Here is a 21658-nt window from a genome sequence, read left to right as displayed (position 1 = left end):
TCACCTTTCTAGGATGCTTCCCGCAAGTGGCGCTGAAGTATTTTTTCTGCAGAAAGCTCCATCCATAATTTTGCTTCAGGAATATGCATACTTGTCGCTGTTAAAAACACTGAAAAAGCTTCTCTATATGCGCCAAGATGATAGTAAGACTGACCCAATAACATCAAGCCACGTGGATCACGAGGGGATAAAACTAGAAGATATACTGCTTCAGCATAGCGCTCTTCTTGAACTGCTTTTATACCTTCGCGCAGCGCTAAATTTTGTTCAGGATATAACCATTTGCTCTGAACTGAATCATATTGCTGTCCTAACACATCAGGAACACTACTACGCCACTGTGTTATCTTTTCCTGCCAAAGGTCAGCGTTGTCACGAAGCCAAAATTCAAAAGATTTCAACCAAGTTTCAGGTGGGTTTTGATCTAATGTTGGTACTTTTTCAATAATAATATCATCATAATATTGCCGGATTTTTTCTATACGCTCCTTTGGGGGAATTTGCTGAGGGAATTCATAAACATAAGGATCAACAAATTCACACTGCTTGGGTGTTCTGTCAGTAAAAGGTGTCTGTATTTTTTGCGAACTATCGAAATTAACTGTACCTAAAACAGGTTGAATATTGATTTTCTTTGGATTCAGATTGTTAAATTTATCAGAAACCCCTCGAGCAAGTTGAAAAGCTTTAATTTCTTGTTTTAAGTTAGCTTGTATTTCGTGCCAATCATCTTGTATTTTTTGCAAATCTATGAATAATTCCTTTTCACGAAGAATTCGTTTATTAGAAATACTGCGTACAAAAGCCTTCGTATCAAACTCTAGTAAACGAATTTGATCTCTGTCTTTGAAAAAACTATCTAACTCTCTTTTAAAAGTTTTCCTATCGATATTATCCAATCTCAACAATCGGTCGCGCATTTTTTCATGCAAAACAATTCTATTTTCGATAACAGCAATATCTTTTAAGAAATTTTTATAATCTGCCCGAGCGTCCTGAAGAAACTTGCGTTCTATCTCTTCCTGAAGGCTAATATTCTGCTCGAAAGCCTTGCGAATCTTTGATTCAAAGTTACTTTCATTTCTTATACGTCCCGCTCTAAAAATCTGTCCCTGTTGAAGAAAATAATTACCATCTGTACTATTAGTAATATCTTCAGGAGTCAAAGGAGTAATATTAAAGGGTTGCTCGATAGTTTTTTGTGGCAAAGTAGGAGCAGGACTACTTCTTCTAATAGGAGCAATTTGAAGATTCGATAAAGTTTGTTCCACAGCCTTTTGAATAGCATCTTCGGAAAGTAGTTCCGCAGACAGAACCGGTAAAGGACGCTTATTCTTAGTAAATTCAACCTGGGTTGGCATCTGATAAGGAGGAGCATCGCGAACCACAACTGCAGGCCGTGAGAAAAGGTTGATCCCTATATCCCATTGCATCGTATTTTCTGCAACTACAGCATAATAATAAGGGACTTCAAAATTAATATTCTTATCTTCATAATAAAAACGATTAGTAACTCGTGCATATTCAGGAAGCCCTTGCGGACTACTAAATTGCCCCAAAGGGTAACGGCTTCGGTAAATTTTGAAAACATATTGATCTAAATCCTTGGGATAAACAGTCCAGGTCAACCGAAAAATATCCTCTTCTGCAAAAAGATCAAGGGATGTGATAAAATATCCCCTATAAGGCAAATAAGGTACTGGTGGAGGCTCAGTAATTTGTTTTTTGAGATTAAAATAAACAGGCTGAAGAGTAAAATTAAGAGCAGGTAATGCACTATAATCTCGTCCTGAGACATCAGGAAGACCGCTATGAATAGCATCATCAAAAGCAGCTCCTTGACTTGCCATTACAGAAAAATAAAACTTTCCACTTTTATTCATGGGCACTGAATAACGGTATAAATAATATTTACCGAACTGTTGACCTTGAAGATTAAAAGAACCAACATAATCTGACTCCCTTAATATGAAGCGGGTATTAATAGTATTTGTAGGATTCTTATAAATATTAAAAATTCCTTGAGGAATATCCGATTTCCATTCAAGTTCAATACTGTTGTTATTCACTGTCCTCACCGCTAATCCGGTGACAACATTCTTGAACGACCCTATACCTTGCTGACCTTGTGCTTTGACAGAAAGAAGTACCCAAACGGACAATAAGAGACCTATCACAAAAGAAACTTTCCTCATAGAAATACCCACTGAAATAAAAGTATCTTTTTTGATATCGGCCGGGTAGCAGTCAAAACTTAAGTGTTAAATTTTCTTTACAAAAAGTAAAAGTTAATTTGACAAAAATATCTTTTATGCTTAATTTTGTGCATAACTTGGATTATTATTGAATACTCTTTAGCACATTTTGTAGAAAAATATTTAGAAAATAAAAATCGCACAAAATTTCATAACTCCAAACAAATCTCTTCAGGTTCATTTCAAGTTAAACACAATTTAAAATTTATATAAGCTATTACAATTTAATATTTTAAATAAACTTTTAACACAAAAAATAAAAACCTAAAACTAATACTACTGTTTAATTTTAATAAAAGTTCTGTAGTATTATATCACAGAAATATCTTAATAATTTTTCCAAATATGACGAAATAAAATCTATTAATATTTAAAGGAAAAATATGTTTTTAAAATTACTAATTATATTTGCAGTTATTTTAATTATTATTCTATTACTATGTTTATTTGTCTATTTAAGCAGTTTTTTCCGTTTTACAAAACTTATAGACAAAATATTTTCAAGTTACACAACACTAATTAGTTTAAAGACAGACTGGAAAAATTCTTTTCTTGAAAATGTTGCAGAATTATCGCGTAAATTCTTCCTATCTACTTTTATTTCTTTTCTCAAAGTTGAAAATAAGGAAGTACGAATGATTGTTTCCACAGGGGATCTGTATTATGGGTTACTAATGGATCATATAAATAAAAATCCTTTTCCTCTTAATGAAAAACATTATTTTTCATCTTTAATGCCCTCTACAGAAGAGGATCTTTTTATTCCAGATCCTGACTTTCCTCAAAAGCAGGGACTTAAATATTCTCTTTCCATTCCTATTCTTCTAAACAATAAAAAATTGGAATTTATTATTACTTTATATTTTTCGCGTTTAGATTACTATATGTTTTCTATACTATGTGCTCTCTTTTTTAGAGATAGAATGTCATATTTTTATGCTGGTGTTCTTAGAAACGTTTTTGTTAGTGATGATAATTTTGCTCAATTTCTCCTTGAAGAAATTGATGATTATGCTGTAATTTCCCTTGATCAAAATGAAAAAATTGTCTCTTGGAATAAAGGAGCTGAAAAATTATTTTCTTACAGGAGTGTAGAAATTATTGGTCAGAGATTTACTGTACTTTTTCATGCAGATGAGCAAGATGCTTTACCCAAAGCTCTGGAAATACTTGAAGTAAAACCCGACGTTAAATTTTTCACTATACTAAAAGATCGAATGTCTGTACCGATAAGAGTCGAACTTATCGTTAAAAGGATTTCCCTTTTGTCTACTGAAATAGCGGGTTATACAGTTATTATTAAGGATATTACGAAGGAAGAAATTTTTAAAGAAAATATTCAACAATACAGTTTTATTAATTATACAATTCTTGAAAATAGTCAAGATGGTATTCTAATATTGGACGAATATGATAAAATTATTTTTTATAATCAACGTGTTCGGACAATTCTAGATAATCCTATGAATCTTTTTGGTGTTCAAGGGAAAAAAATATTTTCTCGTCAGTTTAGTGAAGAATTTGATAAGGCAATCAATACACTAAAAAGTTTAGGTACAGAATTTGTAGATATTGATTACATTTTTGATCAAAAATATTATAATATTAGATTTTTTCGTGTCCACAAAAATTCAGTTAGTGATTATGGGGGTGTTATTGTTTTCTTTATTGATGAAAGTATTCGTATGTCTACAATGTTGGAACTTGAAGAGAAAAAAGAAGCTCTTGAGCAAATCAATAATAACCTTTATGATGCATTAAGTTCAGCAAGGATTATGCAACAAAATTTAATCCCTAAAGTGCTTCCTCAAACACCGTACTTTAAAACAGTATCTATTTATGAATTGTCTGATGATATAGGAGGTGATTTTTATTATGTCGATCTTTTTGATATTCAATACAAAGAATATGCTTTATGCTTTGTTAGTGATGTTAGTGGACATGGAATTTCTTCTTCGATGATGAACGTTATGGTTAAAGAAGTTTATATTAGTTTTAAGGAGAATCTTCAAAAAGGAGCTCCTACTGATCCTGTATTTTTTCTGGAAATTCTTAATAAAAAGTTATTTGATCTTAATTTTTCTGAAAGTAAATTTATTACTTGTTTTGCTGCTTTAATTGATCTCGACGAACAGAAAGCTAAATTTTGTTCTGCAGGGCATCCTTTGCCTTATTTAATACGTAACAATCAAATTTCATTACTTAGATTTAAACGTTCTGTGCCTCTGGGAGTTGTCGAAATTTTACATTGTGATAGTACAGAATTTTCTTATGAAGATGGTGACCGTTTTATTTTTTATACGGATGGTTTTCTAGATTTGTTTGAACCAGATGATCAAAAACCAACGGAAGCTGCTGCTGCATTTTTGCACCAATATTGCGATAAGGATTCTGAACAAATTCTTAATGAAATTAAGCTTCGTAATTATTTCTATAGAAAGAATCATCGCCTTTCTCTGGATGATCTGACCATTCTTATGATAGATCTCTACAAAAAGAACTGAAGAACCAAATTAATATTTCTATAGAAAATTGTCAAAAACAATAAAGAAAATCCGATACTTATAAGAATTATGTGGGAGAAAAATATGGTTCAATTTTTACATGTATCCCAAAATTATGGCATGTTTAGAGCACTATATGATTTGAGTTTTTTAATTAAAAAAGGCACTTCAGTTGCTCTTTTGGGGCCTAATGGTGCGGGAAAAAGTACAACTATGAATATTATGACAGGATATAGGCCTCCTACAGAAGGAAAAGTATTAATTGACGGTATCGATATTTTTGAGGATCCAGAAAAAGCAAAAGGTTATATTGGTTACTTAGCTGAAATTCCTCCTCTGTATCCAGAACTTACAGTATGGGAGTATTTAATTTTTACTGGAGAATTGCATGGTCTGAATAAAACTGAGTCTAAAAAAAGAACACTAGAAATTTTAGATTTATTAAAAATTAGTGGTAGGAAAGATACTCTGATCCGTAATCTATCTAAAGGATTGAAACAACGTGTTGGTATCGCTCAAAGCATTCTTCATAAACCAAAATTACTGGTTCTCGATGAACCTACTGTTGGCCTGGAACCTGCACAGCTCATTGAATTTCGACATTCGATTCGTTCTCTTGTTTCAGAATTTGATATGACAGTTGTTTTGTCTACTCATATTATGTCTGAAGCTTCTGAACTTTGTGATGATATCATTATTATTAATGAAGGACATAAAATTTTTTCCGGTACTAAGGAAGAACTTATCCAAAAAAAACAAAAAGAATATGTTTACGAAATTACTGTAGATAAAATAAATGATAAGCTACTTAAGTCCTTAGAAATTTTTGGTCCTGTTCATGTTAAATCAAATGCTATCATTCTTCATAGCCAACATGAAGCTGCTGAAAAAATTACTGAGACCATTTTGCAAGAACATGTAGGATTCCGTTCTATTACTCGCTTAAAAGATTCTCTAGAAGATGTTTTTTTGCGGCTCACTTTAAAGGAGGATTAATTATGAAAACTATATTTCTTAATGAATTACGTCTTTATTTCTACTCATGGCTGGGATGGTCTGCTATTCTTATTTTAAATATTATTGCATTTTTAGGGTTTAATGCTGGAGCAGCTAGTTATGGAAAATTTAATGCTTTTTTTGAAATGATGCAAATGCCTCTCGCTTGGTCAATATTGATTGTCGGAGCGCGCACACTAGCAAAAGATCGTGAGCTAGGTTTATTTAATTTGTTTTTTACATCTCCAATAACTTTACAACAACTTTTATTAGGAAAATTTTTAGCTTTGTATGTATTTTTTATGCTCATTGTTATTAGTCTCTTATTTTACCCTCTAATAACTGTACTTTTTATTAAAATTTCATGGCTTTCAATAGTTTCTGGACTTCTCGCATTAAGTTTAGTTTTATTATTATTTTGTGGTATTACCTTATTTGCTTCTGCTTTTGCATCAAACAGTCTTGTTGCTATTGTAATAGGGTTTGGAATTTGGATTTTTCTTGCTTTATTGGGTCCGATTTCTCAAGGTTTGGGTAGTTCAACTTTCAAAATACTCATAGAAAATTTTGCTTATACGGCTCATTTTGATAATATTATTTCTGGTGTTTTTGGATGGGACGATCTTCTTTTTTTTATATTTTCTAGCTGTTTTTTTATTAAGTTATCAGAAGCTCAAATTTTATCACAAATAGCATGTTAGAGGGTTTTATGAAAAATAAAAAAATCTTTGTTTCCTTAATTAGTATATTCTTAGCTTTTTTATTAAGTTTAATAAGCTTTATTATTTTAGGCAGTAAAAGTTTAGTATTTCGTATTTCTGTAATTTTTTGGCTTTTAAGCATAGGAGTATCTGTTTCTCTTTTTTATAAAAACCTTTCTACTTTTTTTCGTCGGGGAAAAATGGCTCGACTTAAACTAGTCGAAGCTTTTGCTATAATTTTTTTCGGAATCGCTTTTTTATCTCTTATCAAAAGTTTTGATTGGAATATTGATCTTACATCTCAAGGTTTATTTAAACTTTCTTCTGAAACAAAAAATATTTTATCTCAAGCTGAAAGTCCTATAACTATTACTTTATTTTTTTATAATGATCCTAAGGATTCAATAAAAAGTGTGGTTGATTATGCCCGTAAAATGGCACGTCATTATCAAGCAATAGGAAGGAATATATCATTCCGTGAAATAGATCCTGTTAAAAATAAAATTTTAGCTGATGAATACGGGATCATACAAAATGGAACATTGATTTTTGAACAAGATAGCCGTAGAGAGTATATTCTTCCAAATATATTAGTAGAAAGTATCAATGAAGGGGAAATATTATATAAAGCAGAAACAATTTTTTCTGCAGTTATTGAAAAATTAACAATGAATAAAGAAACGTCTATTTATTTTCTTACAGGCAATGGTGAAGTTGATTGGCACTCGGAGGGTGCAGCAGGTTATAATGGAGTATTAAAAAATTTAAAGGATAGACGTTATCGATTAGAAATGTTAAATTTAGATCATAATCCCAGAGTGCCTGAAGATGCTAATATTTTAATAATTGCTGATCCTAAATCTATGTTTAGTGCTACGGTTTTTAATTCTATAGAGAATTTTATTAACAGAGGTGGTGCTGTATTTTACTTTGTTACTCAAAACACTACAGAAAGTTTAAATTTATTATTATTGAAATCTGGTTTTGCTTTTATTCAAAATGTTGCTATCGATCCTACACGTGTTGCTAAAAATAGTGGAGAATTTTCTATTATTCCATCTCTGTCTCCAAAATCAGAAATTACCAAGTTATTGCAACGTAAAAACTTATCAGTGATTTTCCCCTCATCCTCTGCAATAGGTATTGTTCCAGAGGAAATGACAGATTCAAGTTTTGTTTATGACATTTCACCTCTAGCAAAAAGTAGTTCACATGGCTTTGGTGAAAGAAAATTTCGTTCTGGATACTATTCTAAAGACAGTAATGATATTCAGGGTCCTTTAGATTTAGCCGCTTCTTCGATTGTGGCAAATAAAGACAATCTAGCTATACAGCATAGATCTATAATTTTAGGCTCGTTAAATTTCCTTGATAATAGTCACCGTTTTCTTGGAGGAAACATACAATTTTTTCTGAATGCTATAGATTTTCTTTTAGTAAAAGATCTAAATACAACTATTTCTGCTAAAATAGATAATATTATTTTATCGATTCCAACCACTTATCAAATGAGATTATTATTCTCTATTTCGACTATATGGCTATTTATGTTTCTCTCATCAGGTTTAATTATTTTATTATTAAGAAAAAATAAGATTAAAGTTAAATAAAATAAATGTTTCACGTGAAACATTCTTGATTTTAAAATTATTTTTTTATATAATATATAAAAATAAGGGGAAAAAGTGTCAAAAATAATTGTAATAGCTAATCAAAAGGGTGGAGTGGGAAAAACTACCAGTTGTATAAATTTAGCGGTTCATGTTTCAAAAAATAATAGAAAAGTTTTATTAATAGATTTAGATCCTCAAGGTAATTCTTGTTCAGGATTGGGTGTTAGTAATTCTTTAAAAAAACAAGGTATTTATGATGTATTTATTAACACTAGAAATATTATAGATGTTATAATTCCATCTCGTTATGAAAATTTAGATATAATTCCTGTTTCGATGGATTTTGCTGGTGCTCAAGCAGAACTTTTTGATAAAAAGGGAAAAGAATTTATTATAAGAAATGCTTTACAAGATATCCGTGATGAATATGATCTGATTTTGTTAGATACTCCTCCTTCATTAGGACTTTTTACTTTAAATGGACTCACAGCTGCTGACAGTGTTTTAATTCCGTTACAGAGTGAATTTTATGCTATGGAAGGATTAGCGCAACTTTTAAAAGCAATTAAATTAATAAAGAGTGCAACAAATCCAACATTAGAAATTGAAGGTGTTTTGATAACAATGTTTGATCAAAGAACTAATCTTTCAAAGGAAGTTTTAAATGAAGCAAAAAAATTTTTTAATGATAAAGTTTATGAATCGATAATTCCTCGTAATATAAGATTAAGTGAAGCCCCTTCTCATGGAATAGCAATTTATGAATATGATGCTCAATCGCAAGGAGCTCGAAGTTATTCTCAATTTGGCGATGAATTTATTAGAAAAGCAAAAATTTAAGGAAATTAATAATGGCTTATGAAAGAAAAACTTTAGGAAAAGGATTATCTGCATTAGTAGATGAACAGATAAATGATATTGTATCTAATGATATATTACAAAGTAAAGTAAATTTAGTTCAAACTGAAAAAATTCTTCCTAATAGATACCAACCTAGAAAAGAATTTAATGATGCAAGTTTGGAAGATCTTGCTGATTCGATTAAAGAATATGGAATCATTCAACCGTTGATAGTTTCTGATTTAGGGAATGGTCAATATGAATTAGTTGCTGGAGAAAGAAGACTAAGAGCAGCAAAAATAGCTAATCTTTTGGAAGTTCCTATAATTGTAAAAGAATTTAATGATCATGATCGTTTAGTTTTAGCTTTGATAGAAAATATTCAGAGAGAAGATTTAAATTGTATAGAAATAGCAGAAAGTTATCAAGAAATCATGGATAAATTACAGATTACACAAGAGCAAGTTGCTCAGTTAGTTGGTAAGAGCCGCACCAGTATCACTAATACACTTCGTTTATTAAAACTGCCTATGAAGATTCGTAAGATGATTTTACGAAATAATCTTAGTGAAGGACATGGACGAGCTATTTTAGGATTAGATGATATTAATAATATGATATTGATTGCTGAACAAATAGATAGAGATGATCTTTCTGTAAGAGAATCTGAAGAATTGGTCCGAATTTATAATAAAAAGAATCGTAAAGATACAGTTGTTGAAAAGACGGATCAAAAAATTGAAATATTAGAAAATAAATTGATTAGTGATTTAGGGTTAAATGTTAAAGTAAGTGGAAGTATAGAAAAAGGTATAATAAAAATTTTTTATCATACCAAAGAAGATTTGGAAAATTTCATTAAAAGGATAATGTAAATAAAAGGATAAATTGTTTCACGTGAAACAATTTATCCTTTTATTAAAGCTTCTTTTATACTCCCAATAGAACCTATCATTGCAGATGCTTCGTAAGGCATCATTATGGTTTTATTTCCGGAAGATCCTAATTCTTTAAGCGTTTCTATATATTTTAATGAAATTAAATAATTTGCTGGGTTAACATTTTTGATATTTTCAGAAATTAATTTTAGACTTTCTGATTCTGCTTTTGCAATACGTTCTCTTGCTTCTGAAAATCCTTCAGCTCTTAAAATTTCTGATTCTTTAAAACCTTCTGCTTCCCGGATTCTAGCTTGTTTTTCACCTTCTGCTGACAAAATAGCAGCTTGTTTTTCACCTTCTGCACGTAAAATCATTTCCCGTTTTTCTCTTTCTGCGCGCATTTGTTTTTCCATTGCTGCTTGGATGTCAGCTGGGGGAGAAATATCTTGTAGTTCAACACGATTGATTTTTACTCCCCATTTATCAGTTGCTTCATCTAAAATAGTTTGTAATTTATTATTAATAATATCTCTTGAAGAAAGAGTTTGATCAAGTTCTAGTTCACCAATTAAATTTCTTAAAGTTGTCTGAGTCAATTTTTCAATAGCTTGTGGCAAATCGGCAATTTCATAAACAGCTTTTGTTGCATCCATAATTTGATAATACAATACGGCATTTATTTGAATAGTAACATTATCTTTTGTAATTACTGACTGAGCTGGAAAATCATATACTGTTTCTCTTAAATCTACAAAAGGAGTATTTTGCTCAACGTAGAAATATTTATCTCCCCGACGCATAGGGATCCGCCAAAAAATCATTCTTGGGGCATCAAGAAATGGAATAATAAAATTTAATCCCGCAGGAAGAATTTTGTTAAACTTTCCAAATCTTTCAATGAGCATAGTTTGACCTTGTTGGACAATACGGATAGACATAGTAAGCAATACACCAATGATAGCAATTGTAATAATAAGTGGAATAAGCGATAAAATATTCATAATAAATCTCCTTGATTTTGGATATATTATGATTTTATTTTGTTGTAATGTCAAGAAAATATTATAAAAATAATGCTTGCTTTATTGGAAAAAATAAGTTATAATTCTAAAACATGTTGGGGATATAGCCAAGTGGTAAGGCCGAGGACTGCAAATCCTTTACCGTCGGTTCGATTCCGACTATCCCCTTATTTCGCGCTCGGGTGGTGAAATTGGTAGACACAAGGGACTTAAAATCCCTCGCCCGTTTTGGGCGTGCGGGTTCGATTCCCGCCTCGAGCAATTTTTCTTTTTGTAAAGTTTTAGTAGATTGTATGGAGAAAGAAGCTCGTTCTTATTTCTTCGACAATGCAAAATTTTTATTTATTATGTTAGTTGTTATAAGCCATATTATTGAGCCGCTTCGAAATCTCTCTCTCTCTCTCTCTCTCTCTCTCTCTCTCTCTCTAATCTTTTTATATTACGATTTATCTTTTTCATAAGCCTTGTTTTTTTATCTAGTTATTTTGTGCGGCAACGTAAAAAAGTTTTGAATTGGTAAAATTTCTTAAATTATATATTTTTTCAGATTAATTTTTGTACTTGTTTCCAAAACGTATGTATCATTTTACTACATCCTTTATGGCTTTTATGGTATTTGTTTTCATGGATTGCATGGAACTTATCAATGCCTTTACACTTTTACTTTCTGATAGAAAAAAATTTATATGGTTATTATGGCTTTTTAGTAGGACTAGCAATGGGATATCTTTCAGAAGTGTCTTATTATCTTAGTTTATCTCGAATGATAGCTTTTTATCCATTTTTTTGTTAGGATATTATTCTGATCGATGGTGGTTGTGGAAACAGAAAAGACATCAAACAATTATTTTAAGAAATGCATTGGGATTGACGCTGAGTACTTTTTTTGTTACAATATATTTGACGTTTGGGAATATCGATCCTTATAAAGTATTATGTTTTTCATTTCCTTATTCAAAATCTCCAATGCTATTTGGTTTTGCTTGGACTTTTCATCTTTTTGCTTATTTATCATCCTATATTACAGGATTAGCATTTTTTATTTAGTGCCGCCTCAAAGAAAAACTTTCCTTACTGATTATGGTAAAAAACATTACAAGTATATTTTCTTTATGCATGTTTATTATATTCTTTATATAAGTTTGATATTTTTGATCGGATTAGCAATAATTGGGATAAAAGATGGCTTTTAGCATTAGTGCATTAATGACAATATTTTTAAGCAGCAAATATGTATCTCTTATATTTATGGGCTGATTGAATGGGCTATTGATTTAAAAAATCAAGCATTAAAATTTATAAAAAACATTTTCAATTTAAAATTTAATCAATAAAATCTAAAAATTCACGCATTCTATTAGGATTTTGTAATTTTCTTAATGCTTTACTTTCTATTTGGCGGATACGCTCCCGAGTAACTTGAAAAAGATATCCTACCTCTTCAAGTGTATGAATATATCCATCTTCTAAACCAAATCGCATTTTTAAAACTCTTTGTTCTCTAATAGGGAGACAATCGATAATTTCTTTTAGTTTTTCTCTAAGCATATTGCTCATCGTTGCGTTAACGGGCGAAGTAATTTTAACATCTTCGATAAAATCGCCTAAAGATGAATCTTCATCGCGGCCAACAGGAGTTTCAAGTGATACTGGGTCATTTGCAACACTTTTGATTTGCCTTATTTTGCTGGCTGGCATATCAAGAATTTCTCCTATTTCTTCTGCAGTTGGAATTCTTCCTAATTCTTGAGTGATCGAGTTTTCCAGTTTTTTAACTTTATTAATTTGTTCTATCATATGGATGGGAATTCTAATTGTTCGAGATTGTTCGGAAATAGCACGTGTGATCGATTGTCGAATCCACCACGTAGCATATGTTGAAAATTTATAGCCTTTTTTATATTCAAATTTTTCTACAGCACGAATTAAGCCGATATTACCTTCTTGAATTAAATCAAAAAGGTGTACTCCTCTATTCATATAACGTTTTGCTATACTGACTACTAATCGAAGATTGGCTTGCACAAGAAGTTTTTTGTATTCATCAACAACAAAACGTGCTTGACGCACAGAGTGAGCCCAATCTAATGCTTCTTGAGCATCAGCTTGGAAAATATTTTCAATAAATTTCAATTCTTTTTGCTTTTTTGAAATTAAATTTCCTAATGTTGTTGCCTGATCGTTATCAGGTTGTTTTTCTGCCATTTTTAGAATATCGTTGATTGAACATGAATTAATTTCTTCTGCTTTATGGAAATAATTAAAAATATCATCAATTTTTTTTGTCATTCTTAAAAGATTTTCAGCAGCTGTATCTTTGAGACGATGATTAAGATCAATTTCGCTTATTTGTTTAACAAATTGTTTGCGTTTAAAGCGTATTTGCTGGCGAGAGTGTTTGATCTCCTTTAAGCTTGGATTTTCATCTAATGCTTGTTCTATTTCTGTGCATTCTTCGAAAAATTCATTTAAAGTGTCAGCAATTTTTTTTATTACTCGCAGCCTTTCTTTGCGTTCTTTTGAATTAATATTATAAATTTTAGGTAAATTAAAAAAGTGATATAATTTTCCCTGACCTTCTAAAATATCTTGGGCAACACTCTGAATCTCTGCAATCAAAAAACCACTTTCAAATACAATTTCGTCAATAAGGGATTGCCCTGTTTCAATATGTGTTGCGATTTCTACTTCTTCACTGTGGGAAAGTAGTTGAACGCGTCCAATTTTTTTTAGGTAAATACGAAGAGGATTATCATTTTGGTCGTCATCACTCTCGATAAGGACATTTTCTAAAAACGCGTCGTCGAATTCTTTATCCAAATCGCTGCTATCAATCACAGTGATTCCATTTTCTTCCATCATCTTGACTAGCAATTCAATTTGTTCAGGGTTTGTAATAATAGATTCCGGCAATTTTTCTAAAATTTCTTCATAAGAGATAGTCTTTAACTCTTTCGCATGTTTAAGTAATCCGTTGATTTCTGGATTTTCTAACAGTTCATCAAACATGAATGCTCCTTTTGTGGTTTGTTACTTATTTTATAAATGGTAGAATGTATTTTTAAGCGCGATTTTTTCAGACTGTATCTCTTTTATTTTTTCTATTAGAGCATAATTGTTTGTTTCAGTTTGCTCTGATTTAAATATTTCTTGTGATAATTTAGCGCTTTGGGTTTCCAGAGATTTAAGCCGTATCTGAACCGCATGATTTTTAATAATGCGCATATCCGGAATAGATGTGACTTTTGCTACTTCTTGGATTAAATCACTATTTCCAACCTGACGAATCCAGTGTTCAGCAGGTTTTTCCGGATTTAAAAGAATACTGCGAAAAATTTGCTCATGTTCGGGATCAGCAAAATCTTGAGGAGTAATAATTTCTGCAGCATCATCAGCAAATTGCGGATAATTAATTAAGATAGCTATTAATTCATGGGCATTTGTTAAGTTTTTTTTAGGAGACTCTGGTTTTGGGTCTGGAGCAAAACGTTCGTAATTTTTGCGGAATCTCGAAAATTCAAGTTCTACGGATGCCAGTGAAACAGCAGCTTTTTCTGCAATTTTTTTTAAAAATTGTTCTATTAATATTGCTCCATCCAAGTGGATTCCATATTCAAACACAGAATTTAAAAAAGCTATGCTATCAGGAAGTAAGATCGATGCTGTATTTAGTACAAAATCCTCACCCGAAACAGAAGTTTCTAACAATTGTTTAAATGCATTAGTGCCGTTTGATAGAAGAAACGTATCAGGATCTTCATTTTCAGGCAGTGCTATTACACGAGTTTTAACGCCAAATTTCGCACATAATCCTGCAGAACGATATGCTGACTTTTGACCAGCACTGTCTCCATCAAAGCATAAAATTATTTCTTTAATTTTATGCTTCAAGAATGCGATACGGTCTTCTGTAAGACCGGTACCTAAAGGAGCTACTGCAGAATAAAATCCAGCCTGATGAAGTCTAATTATATCTAAATATCCCTCTGCTAAGATTACTTGACCATTTTTTGTTGCAGATTCTTTTGCAAAGTTCCATCCATATAAAATATTTCCTTTTTTGAATAAAGGAGTTTCCGGACTGTTGATATATTTTGCAGATGTATGAGGAAATATTGCTCTTCCTCCAAATGCAACAATAGTAGAATCTGCTTCCTGTACCGGAAAAGTAATTCTTTGTTGGAATCGATCGTATATACGTCCTTGATCTGTTTTTCCGCACAAACCGGAAAGAATAATTTCATCAGGATCAAATCCTTGGCTTCTCAATTCTTGAAAAAGTTGGTCACGTTTTTCTCCACCAAATCCCAATCCAAATGTTTTTACAGTATTTTTATCCAGATATCTTTGTTTGATAATAGACACAACTTTTTGAGCTAGAGGTGTTCTGCTATATAGCTGTTTAATAAAATATTCCTGTGCTAATAGATGCATTGTTTTTAAGCGCTCGCGCAAAAGAATATTATCTTGTGTACCTGTGAGATAATTCTCTACATCAATGCCGGCTATTTTTCCTAATTCACGTATGGAATCAATAAAATCGCGTTTATCAAATTCCTTTAGGAATGTTAATGCGTTTCCACCTGCTCCACAAGAAAAACAATGATATAAACCTTTTTCTTCACTGACGGAAAACGAGGGATTTTTTCTGTCATTGTGAAATGGACATAACCCTTTATAATTTTGTCCTGATTTTTTCAGCTGTATCCTTGAGCCTATTACTTCTACAATGGAAACTGTCTGAAGAATTTGTTCTATTGCATCTTGAGGAATCATCAACTACCCCTCAATATTAAGAGTCTCTTTCATCAAAAAGGATTCTCAACAGTCTCTCATTATATCAAGATATTGCTTTTGTTACAAGAAAAATAAACATTTTTTTTATTTTTTTATTATCTGTGGTAAAAAGATATAAAAATTTTATCGGATGGCTATTCTTAAAAGTTTAACTTTTCTTTTTGAGGAATAAATTTAACGTTTTTTAACAAAAGATTTATTCTTTTCAGAACTTAATATCTCAATTAAAATTTGAATAATTTTTGGTGTTTTTTCTGAGATTTTGCCTTTTTTTAAATCTTGCTTGATTTCTGTTGAAGAGATATTCATTTGGGTAAAAGGCAGTATATTCCAATGAAAATTTCTATCAGGTATTTTATTATCTCTGGTAATAGACCATAGAATACACATTTTGCTCAATTCATTAGCTTTTTTCCATTTTCCAAAATGTTCTGCTTGGTCCGCGCCGACAAATAAATGTATTATTGCATTTTTCTGTTTTTTGTGGATTTTTTCAACAAAATCAACTGTATAACCTGTAGTGGAACATTTGATTTCATCATCACAAATTATAATTTTATTATTTTTACAGCATGAAGTAAGAATTGTCTGATAATTTTGAGGTGTTAAAAATTGTGTAAGAAAAAAATTGTCATCTTCTGTTAGTTTTCCAAAAAAAGCCCGCAACATTAGTAGACGTTGTTCTCCTGAAAATAATGGGGATTTTTTTTCTGGATGTATGCCGGTAGGAACAATTAAAAGTTTATCGGGATTAATTTTTTTCAAGATACTACAGACAATTGCTACATGACCGTCATGGAAAGGATCAAAACTCCCTCCGAAAATTGCATATTGTTTCATGGTTTTATATCGGATTTTTTAATGAAAAATCAATAATGTATTGCAGTATTTGATTTAAAATGAAATTTTCAGTACAATATATAAGAGTATTTTAAGGAGAAAAAAATAAAAATTTGGTTTTTGCTCATTTCTTTATTCTCTATTTCTTGCGCTCGTCAAGCTAAAATACCTGCTCCCGAACGTGCAGTACCTGGTCCGTTTGTGCAATTTAATTATTTAAGTATGTTTGGAAAGAATCCTTCTTATAATGAATATTTTAAAATAAACCGTTCTTTTGCACAGACTAAGCTCGTTAAAAGTGCAACAAATATAACAACAACATTAATAATAGATAATGATTTTAATATGCTGTGTGTTACTAGGGATTCCTTGACTGTTAAGTATACGCATCCAATTCTTTTTTATTACACGAATAACAAGCAGGCTGGTGGAATGCGTGTTAATTCAAAAAGAATAGTAGTGTTTCCCGAGTTTCAATTGAGAGATTTTTACTACTCTACAAATACAGAATTAGAGTTTATCCAGCTTTTGGGTGAGGACTTTCGTGCTGCAGAGATAACAGCACGAAAGTTAAAAAAAACCACGATTACTCAAAATGAAAAACCCATAGAAATTTTACCTATTGAATTGACCATCAATCGTGTTCCTCCAAAACAATGGCGTATGGTTTTTTATTATGATACTTATGGTTGGGTTATTTTGAAGGAAGGTTTTTTTAAATCTAAATCACCTAACTATAGTTCTGAGCTTATTACACGAAAAAAAGAAACGTCTTCCTAATCTTGGAGGTCGAAAATAGAATGAAATATTTATTTTTATTGCTTTTTTTCTCTGCGTGTGCTATCGAAGAAGTCGAAAGGCAGCCTTTACTTGCTAGTCCTTTAGGTTTGAATGTGCAGGTTGTATCTCGTACATCGCCTCTGCCTGCAGTTCCAGAAGGCATAGCAATGTATTTTACTGCTAACAATAACGAAATATATTTTACGGGGTTTTCACTCTATATTTCTACACGAAAAGAAGATTTTCAATGTTATGATGGTACTTTTTTTGCAATCAAACCCACACTAGTACCTGGTTCTCAAGCACGGCTATTGACGAATTATACATTCGCTAATGAAACAAATCTCTCTATTTCCGTAAATGGTGCGATGGCATTTCCGGAATTATATTTGTATCCTCCTGATGCAACATTTACTGCCGGCACTAGAAATTTTGCAACAACCACATTTACTGAACTACCACCGCTACCTGATGGAACCGGAGGCGGACCTTTTGTTCCTGGAATAACTTATTATTTTGTGGCTTTTTCCTATTCTACAGTTGATAATGTTTACAGCTTACCTTCAAACATAGAACAGATTACGTATCCTTAAGTAGAGGGCTAATAATATGTTATTACTTGTTTTGAATTCTTTAATGAAAATAAGGGGTAGGGTGCCTAAAAAGTTAATCGGAATAATGATTTTTTTATCGAGCTGTGGTATAGAAGTAGCTCAGCCAACGCCTCGGCTTTTTGCTCCTAATGGAGTTACTGTTGAGAATGTCGTCAATCCGGCTACAGGACAAACAGAAGAAAAATTCCTTATTAGGTGGTATGGTATCAATCCGGAAGAAACATTTTCCGGTTACAATATTTATTACACAACTAATGATGCAGATGCTATTGCTTATAAGGGAATAAAGATTCTTTGTACGAATTTTAATAAACTTCAACCGTCACTGGTAGTAAAGCCCCCGTTTAATGTTGTTCAGGAATTCTCTGTCGAAATAAAATCGGCTTATTATGCTAACGGTACATTTTTATTCACCAATCTTCGGCCTTATTGGTTTTATGTGAAGGCTTACAGTGTTGTGCGGGATATTGAAAGTCCGCCCAGTCTTTATAGTGTTGGTTATTTTACTAATGATGGTGGTACTCCTTAATGGGTAGAAGTTTCAATTTTTTTCCTCATGAAAAAGGTCTTCACACATTGGCCTTACCTCCGGGGGCAGCACTTTTTGGTTTACAAGAACTGGTTGATTTGGGGCAGCATGTGTTTGTAGTAGCTGAGAACGATGCCCAAGCTGAAAAAATTTATGAGAGCTTATCATCTTTTTATACTCATGTTTTATATTTTCCTGCTATTGATTTAATGCCGTTTTCTCATGGTGTTCCGTCCCTGGATGTGCTTTCGCAGCGCGTCAAAGTTTTATCTTTGCTGCGAAAAAATGAGCATCCTTATATTATTACGGTATCATATCGCAGTTTTATCCGGGTTCTTCCACCAGTTCGGTCGTTTGATGCTGCACATTTAACCTTAAAATTAGGAAATTTTTTGGATTTTGATCAGCTCATGGAACAACTTCAGCAGTATGGATATATGCAAACTTCATTAGTGCGCGAAGAAGGCGAAGTGGTCCTTAAAAATAGGTTATTGGATGTTTATCCAGGGGATAGTGAATATCCGGTCCGCCTTATTGTTGAGGATGGGAAATTAGCACGAATTTCTTTTTTTGATCCTCATACTCAACTGACTTGTAGTCATACGGATCTTCTTGAAATTCTTCCGTTAGCTGAGTTTGTTTTTCCAAAAGATAAAGATGGATTCGAAGGTCCTTTTACAAATCCACTAGCTCACTCGAATTTTGTTGATTTTTATACAAATCTTAGTCTCCTTAAAGACTATGTTCGAGAACGCGAATTTAACATTTTGTTTACGGAAAAGCCTGAATCGGAAGATAATAAAATTCGTGCAATTTTTGCGCGTCTTGGTGCTGAACGTTTATTAGCAAGTTCAATGTACGAGGCAGCAAAAGATGCATATGCTGTCTACATCCGAGATGCCAGCGGAAAGACATTTCCTAATACCCGCGCTGAAGGTAATTTTTCTGGTGGGTTTTCTGGGTTTGTCGTCGAGCTGGAAAAACTTTTTGAAAATTACCCCAATTTATGTGCATGTTTCTTTGCTGAGTATAAAGAGAGTGCTCGCAGGATTGCGGTTATGTTGCGCCGTTTTCGTCCGAAAACAGTGAAAATTTTCCGTGATATTCCTGAGAATGCACGCGGATTATTTATTGTTGAGGACAACTGGGAATTTGGTTTTTTTGCTCATAATATTGGAAGTGCTTTACTGTGCGTTGGTGAGACGGATGTTAGCGGTAAGAAAAAACTATTTCGTAAGCGCCTAAAACAGGCTGTTTTCACACCATTCGAATCGGAAATTGAGCCTGGGGATGCGGTTGTTCATCTTAACTATGGCATTGGTTTGTTCCGGGGCATTGAACGCATTGCCGTGTTAGAAAAAGAAAAAGACTATATCCTTATTGAGTATGCAGATAAACAGAAATTATTTGTGCCGCTGGAGCAAGCTGATTTGATCGGACGCTATGCGGGAGGATTGGAAGATAAAAAACCCAAACTTGATTCTCTGAGCGGTAAATCCTGGCATAAAAAAAGAGCAAAAGCTCAGGAAGATATTTTGCGGTTTGCTAAAGAATTGGTGCAAGCCCATGCAAAGAGGGTTGCGCTTGAGGGGTTTGAGTTTCCTGTTGATGCGGAGGAACAAAAAGCTTTCGAAGATCAATTCAGTTATATTGAGACCCCGGATCAAATCAGTGTAATAGAAGAGATTAAATCTGACATGGAAGATCCTAAGCCTATGGATAGATTGCTTTGTGGGGATGTTGGTTTTGGGAAGACGGAGATTGCTTTAAGGGCGGCGTTTAAAGCAATCTTTGCCGGCAAGCAGGTGGCGTTGTTGGCGCCGACAACTATTCTTGCTGAGCAACATTATTTGACCTGTCTTGAGAGATTTAAAGATTTTCCTGTTAAAATAGAGTCACTTACACGTTTTACGGGATCTGCTGAACGCAAAGATATTTTGAAACGTGCGGCTGAACAAAAAATAGACATGCTGATCGGAACTCATGCTTTGTTAAGTAAGGATTTAAATTTTAAAGATTTAGGGCTTTTGATAATAGATGAGGAACATAAATTTGGTGTCGAGCACAAAGAAAAAATAAAAATGCGTTATCCTTTGACAGATATTTTATCGCTTTCTGCAACGCCTATTCCTCGGACTTTATCACTAGCGTTAGGGAATTTGCGTTCACTTTCGACGTTACAGACTCCTCCGGATTTACGTATTCCTGTTGAGACGATTGTTTCTGATTTCCGTCCTGAGTTGGTTAAGGAAGCTATTAGCTTCGAACTGAACCGTGGCGGACAGGTTTACTTTATTCAAAACAGGATCAAGGAGCTTCATAAATTTGCTGAGATGATCGCTGAACTGTTTCCAGAAGCTTCTATTGTTACGGCGCACGGACGTATGGAGGAAGATGAGCTGGAAGATGCATTTTTGGGATTCATGCGTGGGTATTATAATGTGCTAGTGTCCACTACTATTGTCGAAAGTGGTCTCGACATTCCCAATGCCAATACTCTTATTGTCAGTGATGCCCAGCGTTTGGGGTTGTCTCAGCTTTATCAACTCAAAGGACGTGTGGGTAGGTCGAATAAGCAGGCCTATGCATACTTTCTGTTTCCTGAGCATAAGAATATCACTGAAGCAGCGAACAAACGCTTGGATGCGCTTTTGGAATATACGGAATTAGGAGCAGGATTTCAGATTGCCAAGCAGGATATGGAAATACGCGGTGCTGGAAATATTTTAGGAGCGGAACAGCATGGACATTTGACAGCTTTAGGGTATGATATGTATATGAAGCTGCTGTGTGAAGAAGTTCAAAAGCTTCAAGGCAAGGTTTCGAATGTGACAGAGCCTTTAATTGATTTATCTTACGATGCTTTTATTCCTGATGAGTATATTCATGATCCGGCATTAAAAATGGAAGCATATAAGAAAATTGTATCAGTCAAAGAGCAAGGTCAAACTGAAGAATTAAAAAAAGAACTCCGTGACCGTTATGGGTCGTTGCCGGGATCAGTACTGACGCTATTTGAAATTGCGCGACTTAAGATAGAAGCCGGAAGGTTAGGAGTTGCATCTATCACCGAGAAAAAAAATCATATTGAAATTTTATTTTCCCATCAATCTAAAGCAGATCCATTGAAAGTAATGGCTATCGCGCGAAATGGCTCTCATCCGGTATCCTTTAATCCATATAATCCTAATTTACTTATTTATCAGACTTTTGCTGCGGATGCAGAACAGAAAGTTCACCGTTTGACGGCATTTTTTCGTGATATCCTCATTACCTAGTAGCTTGC

General features: G+C 32.8%; 16 protein-coding genes and 2 tRNA genes. 13 read left to right on the top strand and 5 right to left on the bottom strand.

Features of this window, described 5'->3' with window-relative positions; genetic code table 11:
• Positions 1–8: 8 nt before the first annotated feature.
• Positions 9–2195 carry a tetratricopeptide repeat protein gene (locus BM018_RS01715; protein WP_092317749.1) on the bottom strand — a complete coding sequence of 729 codons (2187 nt, stop codon included), beginning with the start codon at positions 2193–2195 and terminating at the stop codon, positions 9–11.
• A 695-nt stretch (positions 2196–2890) separates the two neighbouring features.
• On the opposite strand from BM018_RS01715, the gene BM018_RS01710 reads away from it, so the two are divergent.
• The 6 genes from BM018_RS01710 to BM018_RS01685 all read left to right on the top strand — a co-directional run bounded on the left by BM018_RS01710 (position 2891) and on the right by BM018_RS01685 (position 9784).
• Entirely contained in the window at positions 2891–4759 is a 1869-nt protein-coding gene (locus BM018_RS01710; protein ID WP_159428128.1) for a SpoIIE family protein phosphatase, read from the top strand.
• A gap of 84 nt (positions 4760–4843) precedes the next feature.
• The gene (locus tag BM018_RS01705; RefSeq protein ID WP_159428127.1) at positions 4844–5755 is read left to right on the top strand and encodes an ABC transporter ATP-binding protein; all 912 of its coding nucleotides are present in this window, start codon (positions 4844–4846) and stop codon (positions 5753–5755) included.
• A gap of 2 nt (positions 5756–5757) precedes the next feature.
• A complete protein-coding gene (locus BM018_RS01700; protein ID WP_092317740.1) occupies positions 5758–6456 on the top strand; it encodes an ABC transporter permease in 699 nt (232 codons plus the stop codon).
• 8 nt (positions 6457–6464) lie between these two features.
• Entirely contained in the window at positions 6465–8066 is a 1602-nt protein-coding gene (locus BM018_RS01695; RefSeq protein ID WP_159428126.1) for a GldG family protein, read from the top strand.
• Positions 8067–8141: 75 nt separating this feature from the next.
• Positions 8142–8909 (top strand): ParA family protein, encoded by a 768-nt coding sequence (locus BM018_RS01690; RefSeq protein ID WP_092317734.1) that lies wholly within the window; start codon positions 8142–8144, stop codon positions 8907–8909.
• An 11-nt stretch (positions 8910–8920) separates the two neighbouring features.
• Complete coding sequence (locus tag BM018_RS01685; protein ID WP_092317731.1) at positions 8921–9784, top strand: ParB/RepB/Spo0J family partition protein; 864 nt, start codon at positions 8921–8923, stop codon at positions 9782–9784.
• 32 nt (positions 9785–9816) lie between these two features.
• Here the strand turns inward: BM018_RS01685 and BM018_RS01680 are convergent, their stop codons facing one another.
• Positions 9817–10791, bottom strand: a complete 975-nt coding sequence (locus BM018_RS01680; RefSeq protein WP_092317728.1) for an SPFH domain-containing protein — start codon at positions 10789–10791, stop codon at positions 9817–9819.
• Positions 10792–10909: 118 nt separating this feature from the next.
• On the opposite strand from BM018_RS01680, the gene BM018_RS01675 reads away from it, so the two are divergent.
• From BM018_RS01675 to BM018_RS01665, 3 genes are all read left to right on the top strand, one after another.
• Positions 10910–10980: transfer RNA gene (locus BM018_RS01675), tRNA-Cys, on the top strand.
• An 8-nt stretch (positions 10981–10988) separates the two neighbouring features.
• Positions 10989–11073, top strand: a tRNA-Leu gene (locus BM018_RS01670).
• 555 nt (positions 11074–11628) lie between these two features.
• Positions 11629–11859 (top strand): hypothetical protein, encoded by a 231-nt coding sequence (locus tag BM018_RS01665; RefSeq protein ID WP_092317725.1) that lies wholly within the window; start codon positions 11629–11631, stop codon positions 11857–11859.
• A 276-nt stretch (positions 11860–12135) separates the two neighbouring features.
• Here BM018_RS01665 and rpoD read toward each other — a convergent pair whose 3' ends face one another.
• From rpoD to BM018_RS01650, 3 genes are all read right to left on the bottom strand, one after another.
• Complete coding sequence (rpoD, locus tag BM018_RS01660; protein WP_092317722.1) at positions 12136–13821, bottom strand: RNA polymerase sigma factor RpoD; 1686 nt, start codon at positions 13819–13821, stop codon at positions 12136–12138.
• Between the two features lie 30 nt (positions 13822–13851).
• On the bottom strand, positions 13852–15588 hold the full coding sequence (dnaG, locus tag BM018_RS01655) for a DNA primase (protein WP_092317719.1): 1737 nt from the start codon (positions 15586–15588) through the stop codon (positions 13852–13854).
• Between the two features lie 195 nt (positions 15589–15783).
• Positions 15784–16449: a nicotinate-nicotinamide nucleotide adenylyltransferase gene (locus BM018_RS01650; RefSeq protein ID WP_092317716.1), complete on the bottom strand. Its 666-nt coding sequence runs from the start codon at positions 16447–16449 to the stop codon at positions 15784–15786.
• Between the two features lie 120 nt (positions 16450–16569).
• On the opposite strand from BM018_RS01650, the gene BM018_RS01645 reads away from it, so the two are divergent.
• From BM018_RS01645 to mfd, 4 genes are read left to right on the top strand one after another with little or no spacing between them, the layout of a single operon-like run.
• The gene (locus BM018_RS01645; protein ID WP_092317713.1) at positions 16570–17229 is read left to right on the top strand and encodes a hypothetical protein; all 660 of its coding nucleotides are present in this window, start codon (positions 16570–16572) and stop codon (positions 17227–17229) included.
• A gap of 20 nt (positions 17230–17249) precedes the next feature.
• Positions 17250–17822 (top strand): hypothetical protein, encoded by a 573-nt coding sequence (locus BM018_RS01640; protein WP_092317710.1) that lies wholly within the window; start codon positions 17250–17252, stop codon positions 17820–17822.
• A 16-nt stretch (positions 17823–17838) separates the two neighbouring features.
• Complete coding sequence (locus BM018_RS01635) at positions 17839–18372, top strand: hypothetical protein (RefSeq protein WP_143280370.1); 534 nt, start codon at positions 17839–17841, stop codon at positions 18370–18372.
• Positions 18372–21650, top strand: coding sequence for a transcription-repair coupling factor (gene mfd / locus BM018_RS01630; RefSeq protein ID WP_092317704.1), 3279 nt, complete (start codon positions 18372–18374; stop codon positions 21648–21650). Before BM018_RS01635 ends, mfd begins: the two co-directional genes overlap by 1 nt.
• Positions 21651–21658 lie beyond the last annotated feature (8 nt).

Source organism: Brevinema andersonii (genome assembly GCF_900112165.1).
GTDB lineage: Bacteria > Spirochaetota > Brevinematia > Brevinematales > Brevinemataceae > Brevinema > Brevinema andersonii.
This window is presented reverse-complemented; position numbering and strand designations above follow the sequence as displayed.

Coding starts and splice junctions, on each gene's coding strand:
- BM018_RS01715 (WP_092317749.1), bottom strand. CDS start 2,195: ATGAGGAAAGTTTCTTTTGTGATAGGTCTCTTATTGTCCGTTTGGGTA.
- BM018_RS01710 (WP_159428128.1), top strand. CDS start 2,891: ATGATTGTTTCCACAGGGGATCTGTATTATGGGTTACTAATGGATCAT.
- BM018_RS01705 (WP_159428127.1), top strand. CDS start 4,844: ATGGTTCAATTTTTACATGTATCCCAAAATTATGGCATGTTTAGAGCA.
- BM018_RS01700 (WP_092317740.1), top strand. CDS start 5,758: ATGAAAACTATATTTCTTAATGAATTACGTCTTTATTTCTACTCATGG.
- BM018_RS01695 (WP_159428126.1), top strand. CDS start 6,465: ATGAAAAATAAAAAAATCTTTGTTTCCTTAATTAGTATATTCTTAGCT.
- BM018_RS01685 (WP_092317731.1), top strand. CDS start 8,921: ATGGCTTATGAAAGAAAAACTTTAGGAAAAGGATTATCTGCATTAGTA.
- BM018_RS01680 (WP_092317728.1), bottom strand. CDS start 10,791: ATGAATATTTTATCGCTTATTCCACTTATTATTACAATTGCTATCATT.
- rpoD (WP_092317722.1), bottom strand. CDS start 13,821: ATGTTTGATGAACTGTTAGAAAATCCAGAAATCAACGGATTACTTAAA.
- dnaG (WP_092317719.1), bottom strand. CDS start 15,588: ATGATTCCTCAAGATGCAATAGAACAAATTCTTCAGACAGTTTCCATT.
- BM018_RS01650 (WP_092317716.1), bottom strand. CDS start 16,449: ATGAAACAATATGCAATTTTCGGAGGGAGTTTTGATCCTTTCCATGAC.
- BM018_RS01640 (WP_092317710.1), top strand. CDS start 17,250: ATGAAATATTTATTTTTATTGCTTTTTTTCTCTGCGTGTGCTATCGAA.
- BM018_RS01635 (WP_143280370.1), top strand. CDS start 17,839: ATGTTATTACTTGTTTTGAATTCTTTAATGAAAATAAGGGGTAGGGTG.
- mfd (WP_092317704.1), top strand. CDS start 18,372: ATGGGTAGAAGTTTCAATTTTTTTCCTCATGAAAAAGGTCTTCACACA.